We start from the raw sequence: 16,410 nt of genomic DNA on the forward strand, positions 1-16,410 counted from the left end.
GATCCATCAAAGATGATTTGTAAAGGATGGATGCACGAATCAAGTCCGCGCATGACATCCCGTTCCGGCTTATTCCTTCGCGAGCGAAATGTCCGGCGCATCCGGCCGCTTCATACCGACGACATTATAGCCGGAATCGACATGATGAATCTCGCCGGTAACACCGCGCGACAAGTCGGACAGCAGATACATCGCGCTGTCACCGACCTCCTCCTGCGTCACGGTCCGGCGCAGTGGTGAATTGTATTCGTTCCACTTCAGGATGTAGCGGAAATCGCCGATGCCCGATGCGGCAAGCGTCTTGATCGGCCCGGCGGAAATCGCGTTGACGCGGATGTTCTTCTCACCGAGGTCGGCGGCGAGATAGCGCACGCTCGCCTCGAGCGCGGCCTTCGCCACACCCATGACGTTGTAGTGCGGCATCCACTTCTCGGCGCCGTAATAGGACAGCGTCAGGATAGAGCCGCCCTCGGTCATCAGGTGTTCGGCGCGTTGGGCGATCGCGGTCAGCGAGTAGCAGGAGATCAGCATCGACTTCGAGAAGTTCGCTTCGCTCGTGTCGAGGTAGCGGCCGTCGAGTTCATCCTTGTCGGAAAACGCGATGGCATGGACGACGAAATCGATCTTGCCCCATTGCTTCTTGGCCTCGGCGAACACGGCGTCGATGCTCGCGCCATCGGTCACGTCGCAATGGCCGAGCGTGATCGCGCCAAGCTCCTTGGCGAGCGGTTCGACGCGCTTCTTCAACGCGTCGCCCTGCCAGGTCAGCGCAAGCTCCGCGCCCTGGTCGCGGCAGGATTTGGCGATGCCGTAGGCAATCGAGCGATTGTTGGCGACGCCAAGGATAATCCCCCGCTTGCCGCGCATCAGGCCGATATTGTCCGCCATGAAAGCTGTCCGTTTTGGCTGAAAAAATGGAGGCCCGTCTTGGCATAGGCGGTCTGGCCGGGCAAGGCGGGAATCGGCCAGACTGGGGCACGGCTGGCGGTTCACGCCCACGCCTTCATTCCCGGCCGACGGGGCGGGAATAGACGTGTTTTCACGGTGTTATAGCTGACAACGCAATTCTGCTGCCCGGCGAACCGCTTGCAGGCCCAAGACAGGTCCATGACCAGCTTCACATGACCAGCTTCCGCGACAGCGTCGAAACCATGATCCCCGCGCTGCGCCGCTATGCGCGCGCCCTGACGCGCGACACCGATATGGCCGATGACCTCGTGCAGGACACGCTGGTGCGGGCGCTGCGCTCGGAGAAATTGTTTCTGGGCGGCGACCTGCGTGCGTGGCTCTATACGATCCTGACAAACCTCAACCGCAACCGCCGCCGCTCGCTGGCGCGCCGGCCGGTTCTGACCGAGTTGCATGATACACCCGAGCCGTCCGGCACCGAGGCGGAGGGCCGCGACATCGCCCGCGCGCTTGCGACGCTGCCGGAAGAACAGCGCGCGGTTTTGCTTTTGGTCGCGCTGGAGGGCCTGAGCTATCGCGATGTGGCCGACATCCAGGGCGTGCCGATGGGCACCGTGATGTCACGCCTCGCCCGCGCCCGCGCCCAGATCCGATCCATCCTTGAAGGCGAACGCCCCGTGCTTCGCCGCGTCAAATGAACCTCGTGGAAAAGACACAGCAATGATTCACGATACTCCCATCACCGAAGACGAACTCCACGCCTATGTGGACGGCGAACTGCCGCCCGAACGGCGTGAGGCCGTGGAAGCGTGGCTTAACGCGCACCCCGACGATGCTGCGCGAGTCTATCAGTGGCGCGTGATGAGCGACATGCTGCATGAGAAATATGACGGCGTTGTCGACGAGCCGATTCCCGCGCGCCTCAATCTCGACCGGCTCGATACCCGCCCGCGACAATGGATTTCTATGGCCGTCGCCGCAACGCTCGCTGCGTTCGTTATCGGCGGCGGCGCGGGCTATGCGCTGCGGGGCCTCACCGCGCAGCCGTCTGCCGTCGCGAGCCTCACCGGCGACGCGCTGGAGGCGCACCGGCTTTACGTGGTGGATGTGCGTCATCCGGTCGAAATTCAGGCCAGCGAACGCGCCCATCTGCAGCAATGGCTGACCAATCGCTGCGGGTGGCAGGTGCGCGCGCCCGAACTCGATGCGCAGGGACTGAAACTCGTCGGCGGACGGCTGCTCCCCGGCCCCACCGGTCCGGCTTCGTTCTTCATGTACGAGAATGCGGCGGGCGAGCGCTTCACGATCTACGCCTCGCGCGCGACCGACGAGACCACCAACATGCGTTATGCGGCCAAGGATAAGGATGGCGCGATGTACTGGGCCGACAAGGGCGTCGGCTATGTGGTAGCGGGGCCGGTCGACAAGCAGAAGCTGACGCAGGTCGCACGTCTCGTGTTCGACCAGACGGACCCGGCGGGACAGAAGCTTTAATCAAACGTCATTGCGAGCACAGCGAAGCACTCCAGAAGTCTCAAAGCTGGATTGCTTCGTCGGCCCTGCCTCCTCGCAATGACGACGATTTAAATTAATTCGTCACGCCCCGTAATACTCACCGACGGACTTGGTGCCCGCTGCCCAATCCCATTCGGTGCCTGCCTCGTATTTCGGCCCGGCCTTCAACTTCTCGACCGGGATCATGATCTGATAGCCGCCAAGCTCGACGTTGTACTTCAGCGCAGGCCACGGCAGCGGATAATGCTCATCGCCGATGCCGAGAAAGCCACCGAAGCTCAGGACCGTAAACGAAACGCGGCCGCTGACCTTCTCGATCATCACGCGCTCGATCACACCGATCTTTTCGCAATTGGCATCGAACACCGACGTACCCTGTACGCGGTCGCTCCCGATCAACGTCGATGTCGAACGGTTGAGGTCGGTCGGCATGGCCAATACTCCTTGTCACAACAATGAGTTAATGCCCGCACCGGCAGCGTGGTTCCAACCTCGTGGAGGTGACAAAATGCATCATGGCCGGAGCAGGCTCCGGCCATGATGCATCAATGACGATGACAAATTGCTGTTTTGCAGGCTGCACTCGTTTTAAGTGCTACGTCCCGCTTCGCGCTGAGCCGCGAGAAAATCGGACAACTTCTGCGCCTTGCTGCGCGTGTCCTTCACGGCCTTCGCTTTCGTCTTCTTCACGACCGGCGGAGCGCTCGCGGCCTCCTCGGCTTCCTTCGCGAGGCGCAAGGCACGCAGCCTTTCCATGTTCTTTCGGACGGCAATTGCCTCGCGTTCGAAATCGGCGAGCGCCTTGTCACCCTCGATGCGGGCGATGCGCTGCTTCTCCGCGCGGGCGATCTGTTCGGGAGTTTGGGATTTGGCTGTTTTGCTCATCCCTTGAATATAGGGAGGAACCCACAGGTTTCCACCCGTGGCGGGACGACAAAAGACTCATTTTTGCCTTTTTTGGAAAACGGCTTTAGCCGAGCCCGCTGCGCGGATTGTAGACGTGGCTGGTGCGCCACTTTTCCATCAACGCTTCAAGTTCCGCGTCGTTGCCATCCGGCAGCACGATACGAACCGTGACATAGAGATCGCCGCCGGCCCCCTTGGCCGGCAAACCCTTGCCCTTCAGCCGGAATGTGCGGCCGCTGGAGGTGTTCTTCGGAATCGTCAGTTCGACCGCGCCCTTCAGCGTCGGTACGCGCACCTTGCCGCCAAGCACCGCTTCATACAGCGTGACCGGCAACTCCACACGCAGATCGTTACCTTCAATCTTGAAGAACGGATGCGGCGCGATGTTGATCGTCAGCAGCACATCACCGGGCGGATGACCGGGTGCAGTGTCGCCCTGCCCCTTCAACCGGATCTGTTGGCCTGACGTGACGCCTGCCGGAATCTTGACGTTGAGTTCTTTGCCGTTTGGCAAACGAATGCGCTTGTTGGCGCCGTTTGCGGCTTCTTCCAGCGACACGCTCATTGTGGCCGCGACATCGAGATCGACGCCGACACCGGAATCGAATTCAAAGCCGCCGCGGCCGCCGCGCGGACCTCCGCCCATGCCGGCAGCACCGGCGCGACCGCCGAACATGCTGGAGAGAATATCCTCGAAACTGTTCGCGCCTGCAGCGCCGCCGGGGCCACCGCCGGTGAAGGAGTATTCGAACCCACCGGGCCCCGCGCGCCCCTGAGCGCCGCGCGCACCGAACGGCGACCCTGCACCTTCGAAGCCTTGAAAACGTTGTTTGCCTTCGGCGTCGATCTCGCCACGGTCAAACTGCTTGCGCTTGGTCTCGTCGCCCAAAATCTCGTTCGCCGAATTGATCTCGGCAAAACGCGCCGCCGCTTTCGCGTCGTTCTTGTTGGCGTCGGGATGGTGTTTCTTGGCGAGCTTGCGAAATGCGCTTTTGATCTCGGCAGCGCTTGCGCTTCGCTGCACCCCCAGGACCTCATAGGGGTCGCGCATCCGTGGTCTCTCCTTTGAGCAATACGATCGGGCCGAACGGCCCGGTTATTAAATGGGAACGCTCCAGCCCCGTTGCAACCGTTTTATGACCGCTTCCAGGGCTTCATGTTACGGATTTCCCACGCCCCCGCGGTGGATTTGCAAGCTTCGCCCTGCAGCCAGCCCTCATTGGTGCCGCGGACATAGCTTGCGAGGAAATCCCGGCAGGTGCGGCCTCCCTCACCGGTATAGGCGGATGCCAAAGGTGTCACCGAACCGCGCGCGCCGGTCTGCGGATTTTCCCACGGCTGGCTCGCATCCTTGGTGCCGCGCGTCAGCACGTCAGAGGCGGCATTGCGCGCAGCGGCGAGGTCACCGTCGGTCAGATTGGTGTCGTCTGTCAGACGGATCGGGACAATCGAGCCGGTGATGTCGTCGGCGGCCACCACAGGCGTTTCCTTCGCCTTGTCGCCCCCGAACATATCGCCGAGCCGGTAGCTGCATCCTGCCGCGCAAGTGCCGAATCCGGCCAATAGCACCACTACCGCGATCCGGCGGATCGGCGATATCCCCCCGCGACGGCATGCCGTATAAGGGGGATTGGGCGCGCAATCGAAAAGCGCGGTCGGACGCAACGCGGTACTCCAGACATGAACGGTCCAGACAGCATCCAACAACAAACTCCGTTAACATCCGGTGATTTTACGGAAAGCACGGAGCCTTTTGAGCTTTTTTCGGCCTGGTTTCAGGAGGCGAGAGCCTCTGAGCCCAACGATCCCAATGCTATGGCGCTGGCCACTGCCGACGCGGACGGGATACCGGACGTCCGCATGGTGCTGATGAACGGCATCAGCCCCGAGGGGTTTGTGTTCTACAGCCACATCAACAGTGCCAAGGGGCGCGAGCTGGCCGCAAACCCGAACGCAGCTTTGCTGTTTCACTGGAAATCGCTACGCCGGCAGGTGCGCGTCCGTGGGCCTGTCAGCCCCGTCAGCGATGCTGAGGCCGACACCTATTTCGCCACTCGTCCGAAGCAGGCGCAGATCGGCGCGTGGGCGAGCAAGCAAAGCCAGCCGCTCGAGAGCCGCCTCGCCTTCGAGAAGGCTATTGCGCTCAATGCGGCGAAATATGCGATCGGTGAAGTCCCTCGTCCGCCGGGCTGGAGCGGATGGCGGATCGTCCCGCAAACGATCGAGTTCTGGCACGACCGTCCCTTCCGCCTGCACGACCGCATCGTGTTCCAGCGCGAAGGTAACGGCTGGATCAAGACCCGGCTCTATCCTTGAACGATTCCACTGGCGTCTCTCTTTTTGTAAGTGAACAATCCTGTCATGACCGCACCAACTTCCAATCAGCCACGCCGGACACTGCTGCTCACCGGCGCGAGCCGTGGCATCGGCCATGCAACCGTCATCCGCTTCTCCAGCGCAGGCTGGCGGGTCATCACCTGTTCGCGCCATCCGTTTCCCGAGCAGTGCCCGTGGGACGCCGGACCTGAAGATCACATTCAGGTCGATCTTTCCGATGTCGCCGACACCGAGCGCGCGATTCAGGAAATCCGCAGCCGTCTGGAAGGCGGCCAGCTCCATGCGCTGGTGAACAACGCGGCAATCTCCCCGAAGGCCGAGGGCGGCGGCCGGCTCGGCACCATCAAGACCGACAACGAGACCTGGGCGAAGGTCTTCCGCGTGAATTTTCTCGCGCCGGTATTTCTCGCGCGCGGCTTGATCGAGGAATTGAAAGCCACCAAGGGTTCGGTGGTGAACGTCACCTCGATTGCTGGCTCGCGCGTGCATCCGTTTGCCGGCGCGGCCTATGCGACATCGAAGGCAGCACTCGCCGCGCTGACTCGCGAGATGGCGTACGATTTCGGCAAGGTCGGGGTGCGCGTCAACGCCATCGCACCCGGCGAGATTGATACCTCGATCCTTTCGCCTGGCACGGAAAAGATCGTCGAGCAGCAAATCCCGCTGCAGCGGCTCGGCACGCCCGACGAAGTGGCGAAGATCATCTACGTGCTGTGCACCGAGACCTCATCCTACGTGAACGGCGCGGAAATCCACATCAACGGCGGACAGCACGTCTAGCGCGGGAACCTGAACGCGGCCTTGCGGGTTTGTCCTCATCCCTCGCAAGGCGCTCCCCGTGGCACGCAAAAAGCTCTCGGTTTATCGCACCAAACGCGACTTCACGAAAACCGCGGAGCCAAGCGGTGCTGCGAAAGTCGCGCGTGGAAAATTGCCGCGCTTCGTCGTCCAGAAGCATGATGCGACCCGGCTGCATTATGATTTGCGGCTCGAGTTCGACGGCGTTTTCAAGTCTTGGGCCGTGACGCGCGGCCCTTCGCTCGACCCGAAAGACAAACGCCTTGCCGTCGAGGTCGAAGATCATCCGCTCGACTACGGCGATTTCGAAGGCACGATCCCGAAAGGGCAATACGGCGGCGGCACGGTGATGCTGTGGGATCGCGGCTATTGGTACAGCGACGATCCGGAAGCAGGCTTCAGGAAAGGCGATCTCAAATTCGCGCTTGAGGGTGAGAAGCTGCATGGCGAGTGGGTGCTGGTGCGCATGCGTCATGATCGCAGTGGCGGCAAACGCACCAACTGGCTTCTCATCAAGCACCGCGACGACTATGCGCGTGAAGGAGATGAGAACGACATCCTCGATGAAGATCGATCGGTTGCCTCCGGCCGCACGATGGCGCAGATCGCGCAAGGCAAGGGGCGCGGACCGACGCCATTCATGATAGCCAAATCCGGCCGCGCGAAGGCCGACCGTGTCTGGCAATCGAACCACGGCATGGCCGCGAACCTGCGGGCCAGGTCCGAAACGAAAACGCTCACGCCATCCAAACGCGGAACGCAGGCGAAAGCTGCACGTAGGGTCGAGCGCCTGCCCGACTTCATCGCACCGCAACTGTGCAAATCCGTCTCTCGCCCTCCCAATGGCAGCGAATGGATTCACGAAATCAAATTCGATGGCTACCGGATGCAACTGCGCATAGAAGACAAGGAAGCTACGCTGCGCACGCGCAAGGGTCTTGACTGGACGGATAAATTCCCGGCCATCGCCAACGCCGCCGCCAAACTACCCAACGGCATCCTCGACGGCGAGATCGTGGCGCTCGATCACAACGGCCATCCGAGCTTCGCATCGCTGCAGGCTGCGTTGTCCGATGGCGCCACTGACCATTTGATCTTCTTTGCATTCGATCTCCTGTTCGAAGGAGATGCTGATTTGCGGCGACTTCCTTTGAGCGAACGCAAAGTACGCCTGAAATCACTCCTGAATAACAGCACCGGCAACGGCGTGATCCGCTACGTCGAACACTTCGAGACGGGAGGCGACGCGGTTCTGAAGTCGGCCTGTCGCTTATCGTTGGAAGGAATTATCTCAAAACGCACCGATGCACTTTATCATTCCGGCCGCGCCGAAAGCTGGGTGAAGGCCAAGTGCCGTTCTGGGCATGAAGTCGTCATCGGCGGCTGGAAGACCACTGCCGGCAAATTCCGCTCGCTGATGGTCGGCGTGCCGCATGATAACCACCTCGCCTATGTTGGCATCGTCGGCACGGGATATGGTCAGATTGTCGTCAAGCAGATCATGCCGGAGTTGAAGAAAGTCGCCTCGACGACCAATCCATTCGGCGGCAAGAACGCGCCTAGGAAAACGACCGGCATACATTGGGTGAAGCCCGAACTCGTCGCCGAGATCGAATTCGCCGGCTGGACCGGCGACAACATGGTGCGTCAGGCCGCGTTCAAGGGACTTCGCAAGGACAAGTCGGCGGGCGAAGTGCAAGTGGACGAGCCGTTCGCCACAACAGTCGCCGAACCCGCGCCACGCAAGACCCGCGCGAAAAAATCAGCCAGCACATCATCGAAAGGCAGCGCAGTATCGTCGAAAAGCAACGCCGTCGTGATGGGCCTGACCATCTCAAAGCCGGACAAACCGCTATGGCCCGACGACGGCAAGGGCGAGCCGATCACCAAGCTCGATCTTGCCCGCTACATGGAAGACATCGGCGAGCATCTGCTGCCGCATATCGAGGGGCGGCCCTGCTCCATCATCCGCGCACCGGACGGCATCGACGGCGAGACATTCTTCCAGCGTCACGCCATGGCCGGAATGTCGAACCTGATCGACGAGGTCCGCGTCTCCGGCGACAGAAAGCCGTATATCCAGATCGACCGCATTGAAGGACTTGTGGCCGCAGCCCAGATCGGCGGCGTCGAGTTTCACCCCTGGAATTGTGCAGAAGGCGAACCCGAAGTGCCGGGCCGTCTCGTGTTCGATCTCGATCCCGCCCCCGATGTCGCCTTCACCGAAGTTATCAAGGCCGCGCGCGACATGCATGATCGTCTCTCGTCGCTCGGGCTTGAGAGTTTCTGCAAGACCACCGGCGGCAAGGGACTGCACGTCGTCGCGCCGCTGAAAGACACAAAGAAAGATCGCATCGACTGGAAAACGGCGAAGGCGTTCGCGCAGGCGGTCTGTCAGGCAATGGCCGCGGACGATCCGAAACGCTATCTGCTCAACATGTCGAAGGCGAAGCGCGAGGGAAGGATCTTCCTCGACTATCTGCGCAACGATCGGATGTCGACAGCGGTCGCGCCGTTCTCGCCGCGTGGGAGAAAATTTGCACCGGTTTCGATGCCGCTGACATGGACGCAAGTGCGCCCCGGTCTCGACCCGGTGAAATTCAGGCTGCGCACCGTGCCGCCACTTGTGAAAAAATCCAAAGCCTGGGCGGATTACGATCGCGCCGCACGCTCGCTCAAAAGCGCAATCAAAAAGATCGGAAGGTAAGCTAGCCGACTTCGCGCAGGAGCCAATCTCGATATTTCCCACTGACACCATCGACCGGCAGCCGGACGATCTCCGGCGTATCGTAAGGGTGATGATCGAGAAGAAACGTTTCGAGCGCGGAATATTGAGCGGCCAGCGTCTTGAACAGGATCATCTGTTCGCCATCCTCGACGATCTTGCCCTCCCAGCGATAGCAACTCGAGATCGGAAGAGTCTGCGCGCAGGCTGCGAGACGAGCCTCGATCACAGCTCGCGCTAGCTCTTTCGCCTGCTCCGCGCCGGCCACAGTGGTCATCACGATGCAAACGTTGTTGGTCATCGCAAATCGCGCTCAACGTCTCGAAGCTACAGCCACTTCTTCCACTTGAAGAACATGTAAGGCAACACCGCGGCGAACAACATCGCAATCAGCGCCAGCGAATAGCCGTGCTGCCATTCCAGTTCCGGCATGATCTTGAAATTCATGCCGTAGATCGAGGCGATCAGCGTTGGCGGCATCAGCACCACCGCCATCACCGAGAACAGCTTGATGATGTTGTTCTGCTCGAGGTTGACGACGCCGAGCATTGCGTCGAGCACGAAGGTGATCTTGTTGGACAAATAGGACGCATGGTCGGTGAGCGACTGCACGTCACGCTGCATGGTCTTGAACTGCGCCTTCTGCTCCTTGCTCCAGCGCCCGTTCTGATCGAGTTCGACGGTGACAAAGGAAATGACGCGCCCGATCGAAACCAGGCTTTCGCGAACCTTCGAGGTCAAATCACCCTTGCGACCGATGGTCAGAAGGATCTGGGAGTATTTGCGGGCGTGGCCGCGATCCGCCGAGGGCTCGAAAATATCGTTGCTCACGGTATCGACGTCCGATCCGAGGCGTTCGAGAATATCGGCGGAGCGATCGATGATCGCATCCAGCAGATCGAGCAAGATGGTGTCGCCCGTAATACCGGACGGACATGATCGTCCGAGCTTGGCAGCTACCAGCATGAAAGGCTTCGGTTCGTCGTAGCGCACGGTGACAAGACGATGCGCGGTCAGGATGAACGACACCGGCGCGGTGCGCGGATTGCTGCCATCCGTGCCGCACATCAGGGTCGCAGTCATGTAACGCGCGCCGTTCTCGACATAGAGACGCGAGGAGATTTCGATCTCCTGCATATCCTCGCGGGTCGGGATTTCGATGCCGACCAGCTTCTCCACCGCCTTGTCCTCACCGGGAACCGGCGCCTTGAGGTCCAGCCAGACGGCATTTTCGGGCAGCGCAGCGAGGTCGACGGTGTCCAGTTTTTTCAGCGAGCCTGCCGAAGGTGCGAATACGGACAGCATAAAAATGGCCCCTGGCTGCGGCGGGATGTCACCTCGCCAGAACGCAAATTCGTTCGATTCGGGCAAGCCGGGGAGAAGCGAAAGGCCCGGGAAATGCCAATTCCGTGATTAGGGAGCGCCCCTCAAGGATGCTTGTCGCACAGAAGTGCGGCACCAATGTCACAGGTCGGATGCTGCGTAGCAAAACGCGCGCCGAATCTCTGGAATTGGGCGAAAACCTGATGTTTATAAACTGAAGCGATACTGCGGCGGCGCGTCGCTCCTTAGAGCCGTTTTTGATCTTTCGCCGCCACCGGGATTTACATCGATGCCGTCGATCGTTTCCAAGTTTGCCGTCCTCGCCGCCGGCCTGATGCTGGCGGGCTGCATGCAGACAGCCCATTACGAGGCTATGAACGAAAACCTGCTCAAGCCGCGCGACAAGGAATATCTGGCCAAGGTTTCCTACGTCAAAACGCCGGTCGCTGAGCCGTTCCGCCGCGCCATCGTTGAATACCACCGCAAGGAAGCGCCCGGTTCCATCGTGGTCGATTCCGACAACCACTACCTTTATTACGTCCTCGATGGCGGCAAGGCGATCCGCTACGGCATCACTGTCGGCGAGGAAGCCATGGCCTGGTCCGGCATTGCCAAGGTCGGCGCCATGACCGAATGGCCGGATTGGCACCCCACGCCGGGCGAGATCAAGCGCCTCGGCGTTCCGACCTTCGTCAAGGGCGGCCCGGACAATCCGATGGGTTCGCGCGCGATCTATCTGTACTCCGGCGGCAAGGACACGCTGTTCCGCATTCACGGCACCAACCAGCCGGAATATATCGGAGCGTCGATTTCCTCAGGCTGCATCCGCATGACCAACGAGGACGTCATCGACCTGTACAACAAGGTCAAGATGGGTGCGATCGTCGTCGTGCTCGATCCCAAGCAGGGCGACTCGCCTTACAATTCGAAGATGGCGCTGCAGGGCGGCGGTTCGACTTACCAGTAAGTCCTGCAATCCATCCGAAGAACAAAACGCCGCCCCACGGGCGGCGTTTTTCATTGGGCGTACATGGCCGCTAACGCGCGGGCGTGTCGCTCTGTTTTTCCGCAGCATCACCGGAAGCCGCAGCGCCCTGTCCCTGCCCTTCGGCACGCGGCGCTTCCTCGGGCCGCTCCGCAGGGAGCAGCGGTGACGTCTCCGGCAGCGGATCGTACACATTCCACTGACACAGCTTGAAATTGTTACGGCGCTGGGCGAGGTCGAGGTGGATGTGGTCCTCGTGATACCAGTCTGAGCCCGGCCCAAGCACGGTGGTGAAGCGGGTACACACCGACCACAGCACCTTCTCGCGAATCTCGCGCGACAGTGTGCGGTCAGTCAGTGACAGCTTGGTGCCATTGGCAAGGTCGAGGCTGCGGACATCAATCGCATTCGCCTTGCCGTGCTCCGACAGCTTGGCTCCCTTTACCCGGTTGCGCCCGCGGCACTCGTAGGAATCGAAATTGTCGAGGCCGCTGAGAATGGAGCCGAGCCCTTCCGCAAGCGGCGCGGCATCGTCGCGCACCCAGTCCGCCACAGCCTTCGCCATCTCACAGCGTAGCGTCGCCGCCGGTTTGAGGCTGACGCGCTGGCCGCCTCGCAACACCACCGCCTCGAGTTTCACCAGATCGTCGCCACCACATCCACTGGCCTCATGAATCGGCGCGATCGACGGTGCGATGGCAATGTCATCGGTCAATGCGCGACGGCAAGCCGAGAGCTCAGGTGCGGACGGCGGTGCGGGAGTGACGGTCTTGTCCTGCTCCGGAGTGGGCGCAGCGTTCGGTACTTCGGCTGCTGGAGCCTCCGCAGGGCGGGGCCGCGGCAATGGCGTGGACGCCATTGCTTCATTTGAAATGGCGCACGACAGGCCTAACGTAAGAACCGCAACGCCTGCGCTCCAGCGCAGTCCCGCGCGATGACTTCGGCAATACGGCATCGGCGGGCAAGGCATTCCGGAATTCGAATTCCTGCAGAACGATAAAAACGGCGGCGCAACCGCGCCCTTTCACACAAGCATAGAATGCTATGCGGCCGCTACCAATTCCGGCCGCCGCATCGATACGATAGAACGGCAGCATGGGGCTGATTCTTGTTCTTATCGTGGGGCTCGCGGCCGGTATCCTCAGCGGGACCGTCGGAACCGGCTCCTCCATCATGCTGGTGCCGGTTCTAGCCACGATCTACGGCCCGAAGGCGGCCGTTCCGATCATGGCCGTCGCGGCGTTGATGGCGAATCTCTCCCGCATTCTGGTGTGGTGGCGCACGGTCGATTGGCGTGCCTTCACCGCCTACGGCATCACCGGCGGACCGGCTGCATATTTCGGCGCGCAGACGCTGCTGATCCTGCCGAGCCGCGCCGTCGATCTCACCATCGGACTGTTCCTGATCTCGATGATTCCGATCCGGCACTGGCTCGCCAAACGCATGATCCGGCTGAAGCTGTGGCACCTGGCGATCGCGGGTGCGGTGATCGGTTTCCTGACCGGGATCGTGGTCTCCACCGGGCCGATTTCCGTTCCGGTGTTCCTCGGCTACGGGCTGGTGAAGGGGGCCTTTCTCGCGACGGAGGCCGCCTCCTCGCTTGTGATCTACGTCGTCAAGGTGCTGACCTTCCAGACAAGCGGCGCGCTGCCGTGGGACCTCGCGCTGAAGGGGCTCATCACCGGCTTTTCGATCATGGCAGGCACGTTCATCGCCAAACCGTTCGTGCTGCGCCTCTCGCCGGATACCTTCCGCCATATCATGGACGGACTGATGCTGATCTCGGGCCTGACCATGATCTGGAATGCGGTATTTGCGGCGTGAATTCGCCGTTCTGCGGCTTCCCTCACCGCACGGAAATGCGCTAGGTCAGGCCATCGGCGCATCCCCTAGCGCCCGTGGATCGTCGAATGGCCCGCCGCTTTTCCGCCGCCTATCAGAAGGAGCCGATCTCCGCCCTCGCCTCCTGGGCGCGGCGGATGGCGATCTTCTCTCTGGTCGCTACCCTCGCTTCGGTGTTGGTGGTGCGTTTCGGCTTTCTCGATTTCCGTCCGGCGCTCGCTACCTTCTTCGGGGCGCTCGCGCTCGCCGGTATTTCCATTCTTCTGTGCTTCGCCGCGTTCGCCGCCATCTGGCAGAACGGATCGCGCGGCATGACGCGCGTTTTGTTAGCGCTGCTGATCAACGCCCTGATCCTGGCCTACCCGGCCTATCTCGCAATCCAGTATCAACGCCTGCCGCGCCTTTACGACATCTCGACCGATCCGATCGATCCGCCCCGCTTCGATGCGCTTGCCCGCCTGCGCGCGGCCGACGGCGCTAATCCCGCTGCCTATGCCGGGCTCTATTCCGCCGAACAGCAGCGCAAGGCCTACCCAAACATCGAGCCGATCCTGCTCGATTTATCGCCGCAGCGGGCCTACGAGATGGCGTTGCACCTCGTCACGCGCCGTAAGTGGCTGATTATCGACGACCGTCCACCCGTGCCGCCGCAGCGGATCGGACGGATCGAAGCCGTGGCGCGCACGCTCGTCATGGGGCTGCGCGAGGACGTATCGATCCGCATCACGCCCGACGACGATGGATCGCGTGTCGATATGCGCTCGTCCTCACGCTATTTCGAGCACGATTTCGGCAGCAACGCCGCGCGCATCAGCGCCTTCGCGAGCGACCTCAACGACGCAGCCGACAACGCCAAGCCTGAAAAAAAGATTTTCGCGCCGGCCAAGCAGCAGCCTCAGCCCAAGGGCACCAAGAGGCGATAAGTCTTGTCGATAGTTGGCGCGCCGTCGGTCGCAACGATGCCACGCTCGACCAAGTCCTCCAGATGCGCCAGCACCGAATAGCCTGCCGCATTCACGAGCCGCGGATCGATGCCGATATAGCTCGCGCGCACGATACTCGGAATGTCCGCTTCGCCCTTCGCAAGACGATGCAGGATCGATGCTTCGCGCGCCCTGCGGTGTCGGAACATAAACTCGGTGAAACGCGGACCTTCGGGAATTTCAGGTCCGTGCCCCGGAAGATAAAGCTGCTCCGGCCGCGCCGCGAGTTTCTCAAGCGATGCCATATAATCGATCATTGCACCGTCCGGCGGAACAACGATAGTGGTGGACCAGCCCATGACGTGATCGCCGACGAACATGAGCGATCGTTCGCGCCAGGCGAATGCCATGTGGTTCGCGGTGTGACCCGGCGTGGCAACGGCCTGCAAGGCCCATCCGGCACCCTGAACCGTCTCGCCGTCCTTCAATTGAACATCGGGGCAGAAATCCACATCGTTGGATTCCTTGCGGGGCGGCTCGCCTTCATGCATCGGACGCGCGGGGCGATGCGGCCCTTCCGCATAGACCGTGGCGCCGGTCGCCTGCTTGAGCCGCGGCACGGCGGGAGAGTGGTCGCGATGGGTGTGGGTGACAAAAATATGCGTCACGGTCTCGCCGCGAACCGCATCGAGAAGTGCGGCAACATGCGCGTCATCGTCTGGCCCCGGATCGATGATCGCGACACGCCCCTCGCCCACGATGTAGCTCACCGTGCCGGTGAAGGTGAAAGGACCGGGATTATTGCACAACACGCGCCGCACACCCGACACGGGGCGATCGACAATTCCGGGTTTCAGCGGAAAGTTGCGATTGAACAGAATGTCGTCATCGGCGGACATGCGCGTTGACCGCTGCCCGCCTTACATGAAGGCCTGAATGCCGGTGATTGCGCGGCCCAGGATCAACGCGTGTACGTCGTGCGTGCCCTCATACGTATTCACGCTTTCCAGATTCTGCGCATGGCGCATGACATGGAATTCGCTGGAAATGCCGTTGCCTCCGTGCATGTCGCGCGCGACGCGGGCGATGTCGAGCGCCTTGCCGCAATTGTTGCGCTTCATGAGCGAAATCATTTCAGGCGCGAACTTGCCCTCATCCATCAGGCGACCGACCCGCAATGAGCCTTGCAGGCCGAGCGTGATCTCGGTTTCCATGTCTGCAAGCTTCTTTTGCATCAACTGGGTGGCGGCGAGCGGCCGGCCGAACTGCTTGCGGTCGAGGACATATTGGCGAGCGCGCTGGAAGCAATCCTCAGCCGCGCCCATCACGCCCCACGAAATGCCGTAGCGCGCACGATTGAGGCAACCGAACGGGCCGGAAAGACCTGAGACGTTGGGCAGGAGCGCGCTTTCCGGCACCACCACGCCGTCCATCACGACTTCGCCGGTGATCGAGGCGCGCAGCGACAGCTTGCCGGAAATCTTCGGCGCCGACAGACCCTTCATTCCCTTTTCGAGAATAAAGCCGCGGATCTTGTTGTCGTGCGCCTGCGACTTCGCCCAGATCACGAACACATCGGCGATCGGCGCGTTGGAAATCCACATCTTCGAGCCGGTGAGCCGATAACCGTCCGACACTTTCTCGGCGCGCGTCTTCATGCTGTCGACGTCGGACCCGGCGTCAGGCTCGGTGAGACCGAAGCAGCCGACCCACTCGCCGCTCGCGAGCTTCGGCAGATACTTCTTGCGCTGCGCCTCGTCGCCGTAGGCATAGATTGGATACATCACCAGCGACGACTGCACGCTGTTCATCGAGCGATAGCCGGAGTCGACCCGCTCAACCTCGCGGGCGACAAGACCGTAGGCGACATAACTCGCATTGGCGCAGCCATATTCCTCAGGCAGCGTAATGCCAATCAAACCAAGCTCGCCCATCTCGCGGAAGATATCGCGATCCGCCGTCTCGCCTTCGTAAGCCTCGCGCACGCGCGGCAACAGTTTTTCCTGCGCGTAGGCATGCGCGGTATCGCGGATCATCCGCTCGTCTTCGGTCAATTGATCGTCGAGCAGAAACGGATCGTCCCATTTGAATACGGGTTTGTCCTTCGCCTGGGAACGCGCGCTCATGATCGATCTCTCGTCTCTATG

18 protein-coding genes are annotated in these 16,410 nt (G+C 61.4%); 8 read left to right on the top strand and 10 right to left on the bottom strand.

Annotated features, from left to right (window positions below; genetic code table 11):
* Positions 1–69: 69 nt before the first annotated feature.
* Positions 70–888 carry an enoyl-ACP reductase FabI gene (fabI, locus tag HMPREF9697_RS07290; RefSeq protein WP_002716537.1) on the bottom strand — a complete coding sequence of 273 codons (819 nt, stop codon included), beginning with the start codon at positions 886–888 and terminating at the stop codon, positions 70–72.
* A gap of 233 nt (positions 889–1,121) precedes the next feature.
* On the opposite strand from fabI, the gene HMPREF9697_RS07295 reads away from it, so the two are divergent.
* Both HMPREF9697_RS07295 and HMPREF9697_RS07300 read left to right on the top strand, forming a co-directional pair.
* Positions 1,122–1,607 carry a sigma-70 family RNA polymerase sigma factor gene (locus HMPREF9697_RS07295; RefSeq protein ID WP_002716538.1) on the top strand — a complete coding sequence of 162 codons (486 nt, stop codon included), beginning with the start codon at positions 1,122–1,124 and terminating at the stop codon, positions 1,605–1,607.
* Positions 1,608–1,629: 22 nt separating this feature from the next.
* Positions 1,630–2,403 (top strand): anti-sigma factor family protein, encoded by a 774-nt coding sequence (locus tag HMPREF9697_RS07300; RefSeq protein ID WP_002716539.1) that lies wholly within the window; start codon positions 1,630–1,632, stop codon positions 2,401–2,403.
* 102 nt (positions 2,404–2,505) lie between these two features.
* Here HMPREF9697_RS07300 and HMPREF9697_RS07305 read toward each other — a convergent pair whose 3' ends face one another.
* The 4 genes from HMPREF9697_RS07305 to HMPREF9697_RS07320 form a co-directional block, all read right to left on the bottom strand.
* A complete protein-coding gene (locus HMPREF9697_RS07305; RefSeq protein WP_002716540.1) occupies positions 2,506–2,856 on the bottom strand; it encodes a PRC-barrel domain-containing protein in 351 nt (116 codons plus the stop codon).
* Positions 2,857–3,012: 156 nt separating this feature from the next.
* Entirely contained in the window at positions 3,013–3,309 is a 297-nt protein-coding gene (locus HMPREF9697_RS07310) for a hypothetical protein (RefSeq protein ID WP_002716541.1), read from the bottom strand.
* 85 nt (positions 3,310–3,394) lie between these two features.
* Complete coding sequence (locus HMPREF9697_RS07315; RefSeq protein ID WP_002716542.1) at positions 3,395–4,381, bottom strand: DnaJ C-terminal domain-containing protein; 987 nt, start codon at positions 4,379–4,381, stop codon at positions 3,395–3,397.
* A gap of 83 nt (positions 4,382–4,464) precedes the next feature.
* Positions 4,465–5,034 (bottom strand): RT0821/Lpp0805 family surface protein, encoded by a 570-nt coding sequence (locus tag HMPREF9697_RS07320; protein ID WP_002716543.1) that lies wholly within the window; start codon positions 5,032–5,034, stop codon positions 4,465–4,467.
* Between HMPREF9697_RS07320 and pdxH the strand changes: the two genes are divergently transcribed.
* Genes pdxH through ligD form a run of 3 tightly spaced genes read left to right on the top strand, consistent with a single transcriptional unit; the run spans position 5,011 to position 9,172 of the window.
* Entirely contained in the window at positions 5,011–5,646 is a 636-nt protein-coding gene (gene pdxH, locus HMPREF9697_RS07325; protein ID WP_040307847.1) for a pyridoxamine 5'-phosphate oxidase, read from the top strand. The genes HMPREF9697_RS07320 and pdxH overlap by 24 nt on opposite strands.
* A gap of 45 nt (positions 5,647–5,691) precedes the next feature.
* Positions 5,692–6,447, top strand: coding sequence for an SDR family NAD(P)-dependent oxidoreductase (locus tag HMPREF9697_RS07330; RefSeq protein WP_002716545.1), 756 nt, complete (start codon positions 5,692–5,694; stop codon positions 6,445–6,447).
* A 58-nt stretch (positions 6,448–6,505) separates the two neighbouring features.
* Positions 6,506–9,172 (top strand): DNA ligase D, encoded by a 2,667-nt coding sequence (gene ligD, locus HMPREF9697_RS07335; protein ID WP_002716546.1) that lies wholly within the window; start codon positions 6,506–6,508, stop codon positions 9,170–9,172.
* Position 9,173: 1 nt separating this feature from the next.
* On the opposite strand, the gene cutA is transcribed toward ligD, so the two are convergent.
* Entirely contained in the window at positions 9,174–9,491 is a 318-nt protein-coding gene (gene cutA / locus HMPREF9697_RS07340; RefSeq protein WP_002716547.1) for a divalent-cation tolerance protein CutA, read from the bottom strand.
* Between the two features lie 26 nt (positions 9,492–9,517).
* Positions 9,518–10,495, bottom strand: coding sequence for a magnesium transporter CorA family protein (locus tag HMPREF9697_RS07345; protein ID WP_002716548.1), 978 nt, complete (start codon positions 10,493–10,495; stop codon positions 9,518–9,520).
* Between the two features lie 307 nt (positions 10,496–10,802).
* Between HMPREF9697_RS07345 and HMPREF9697_RS07350 the strand changes: the two genes are divergently transcribed.
* Positions 10,803–11,480, top strand: coding sequence for a L,D-transpeptidase (locus HMPREF9697_RS07350; protein WP_002716549.1), 678 nt, complete (start codon positions 10,803–10,805; stop codon positions 11,478–11,480).
* Positions 11,481–11,550: 70 nt separating this feature from the next.
* On the opposite strand, the gene HMPREF9697_RS07355 is transcribed toward HMPREF9697_RS07350, so the two are convergent.
* Complete coding sequence (locus tag HMPREF9697_RS07355) at positions 11,551–12,453, bottom strand: extensin-like domain-containing protein (RefSeq protein ID WP_002716550.1); 903 nt, start codon at positions 12,451–12,453, stop codon at positions 11,551–11,553.
* A 140-nt stretch (positions 12,454–12,593) separates the two neighbouring features.
* On the opposite strand from HMPREF9697_RS07355, the gene HMPREF9697_RS07360 reads away from it, so the two are divergent.
* Entirely contained in the window at positions 12,594–13,322 is a 729-nt protein-coding gene (locus tag HMPREF9697_RS07360) for a sulfite exporter TauE/SafE family protein (protein WP_002716551.1), read from the top strand.
* Between the two features lie 86 nt (positions 13,323–13,408).
* Positions 13,409–14,263, top strand: a complete 855-nt coding sequence (locus HMPREF9697_RS07365; protein WP_002716552.1) for a DUF1499 domain-containing protein — start codon at positions 13,409–13,411, stop codon at positions 14,261–14,263.
* Here the strand turns inward: HMPREF9697_RS07365 and HMPREF9697_RS07370 are convergent.
* Both HMPREF9697_RS07370 and HMPREF9697_RS07375 read right to left on the bottom strand, forming a co-directional pair.
* Positions 14,236–15,162 (bottom strand): MBL fold metallo-hydrolase, encoded by a 927-nt coding sequence (locus tag HMPREF9697_RS07370; RefSeq protein WP_002716553.1) that lies wholly within the window; start codon positions 15,160–15,162, stop codon positions 14,236–14,238. The two genes, HMPREF9697_RS07365 and HMPREF9697_RS07370, sit on opposite strands and share 28 nt — an antisense overlap.
* 21 nt (positions 15,163–15,183) lie before the next feature.
* Complete coding sequence (locus HMPREF9697_RS07375; RefSeq protein ID WP_002716554.1) at positions 15,184–16,389, bottom strand: acyl-CoA dehydrogenase; 1,206 nt, start codon at positions 16,387–16,389, stop codon at positions 15,184–15,186.
* Between the last annotated feature and the right edge of the window lie 21 nt (positions 16,390–16,410).

The sequence above is a fragment of the Afipia felis ATCC 53690 genome, from assembly GCF_000314735.2.
GTDB lineage: Bacteria > Pseudomonadota > Alphaproteobacteria > Rhizobiales > Xanthobacteraceae > Afipia > Afipia felis.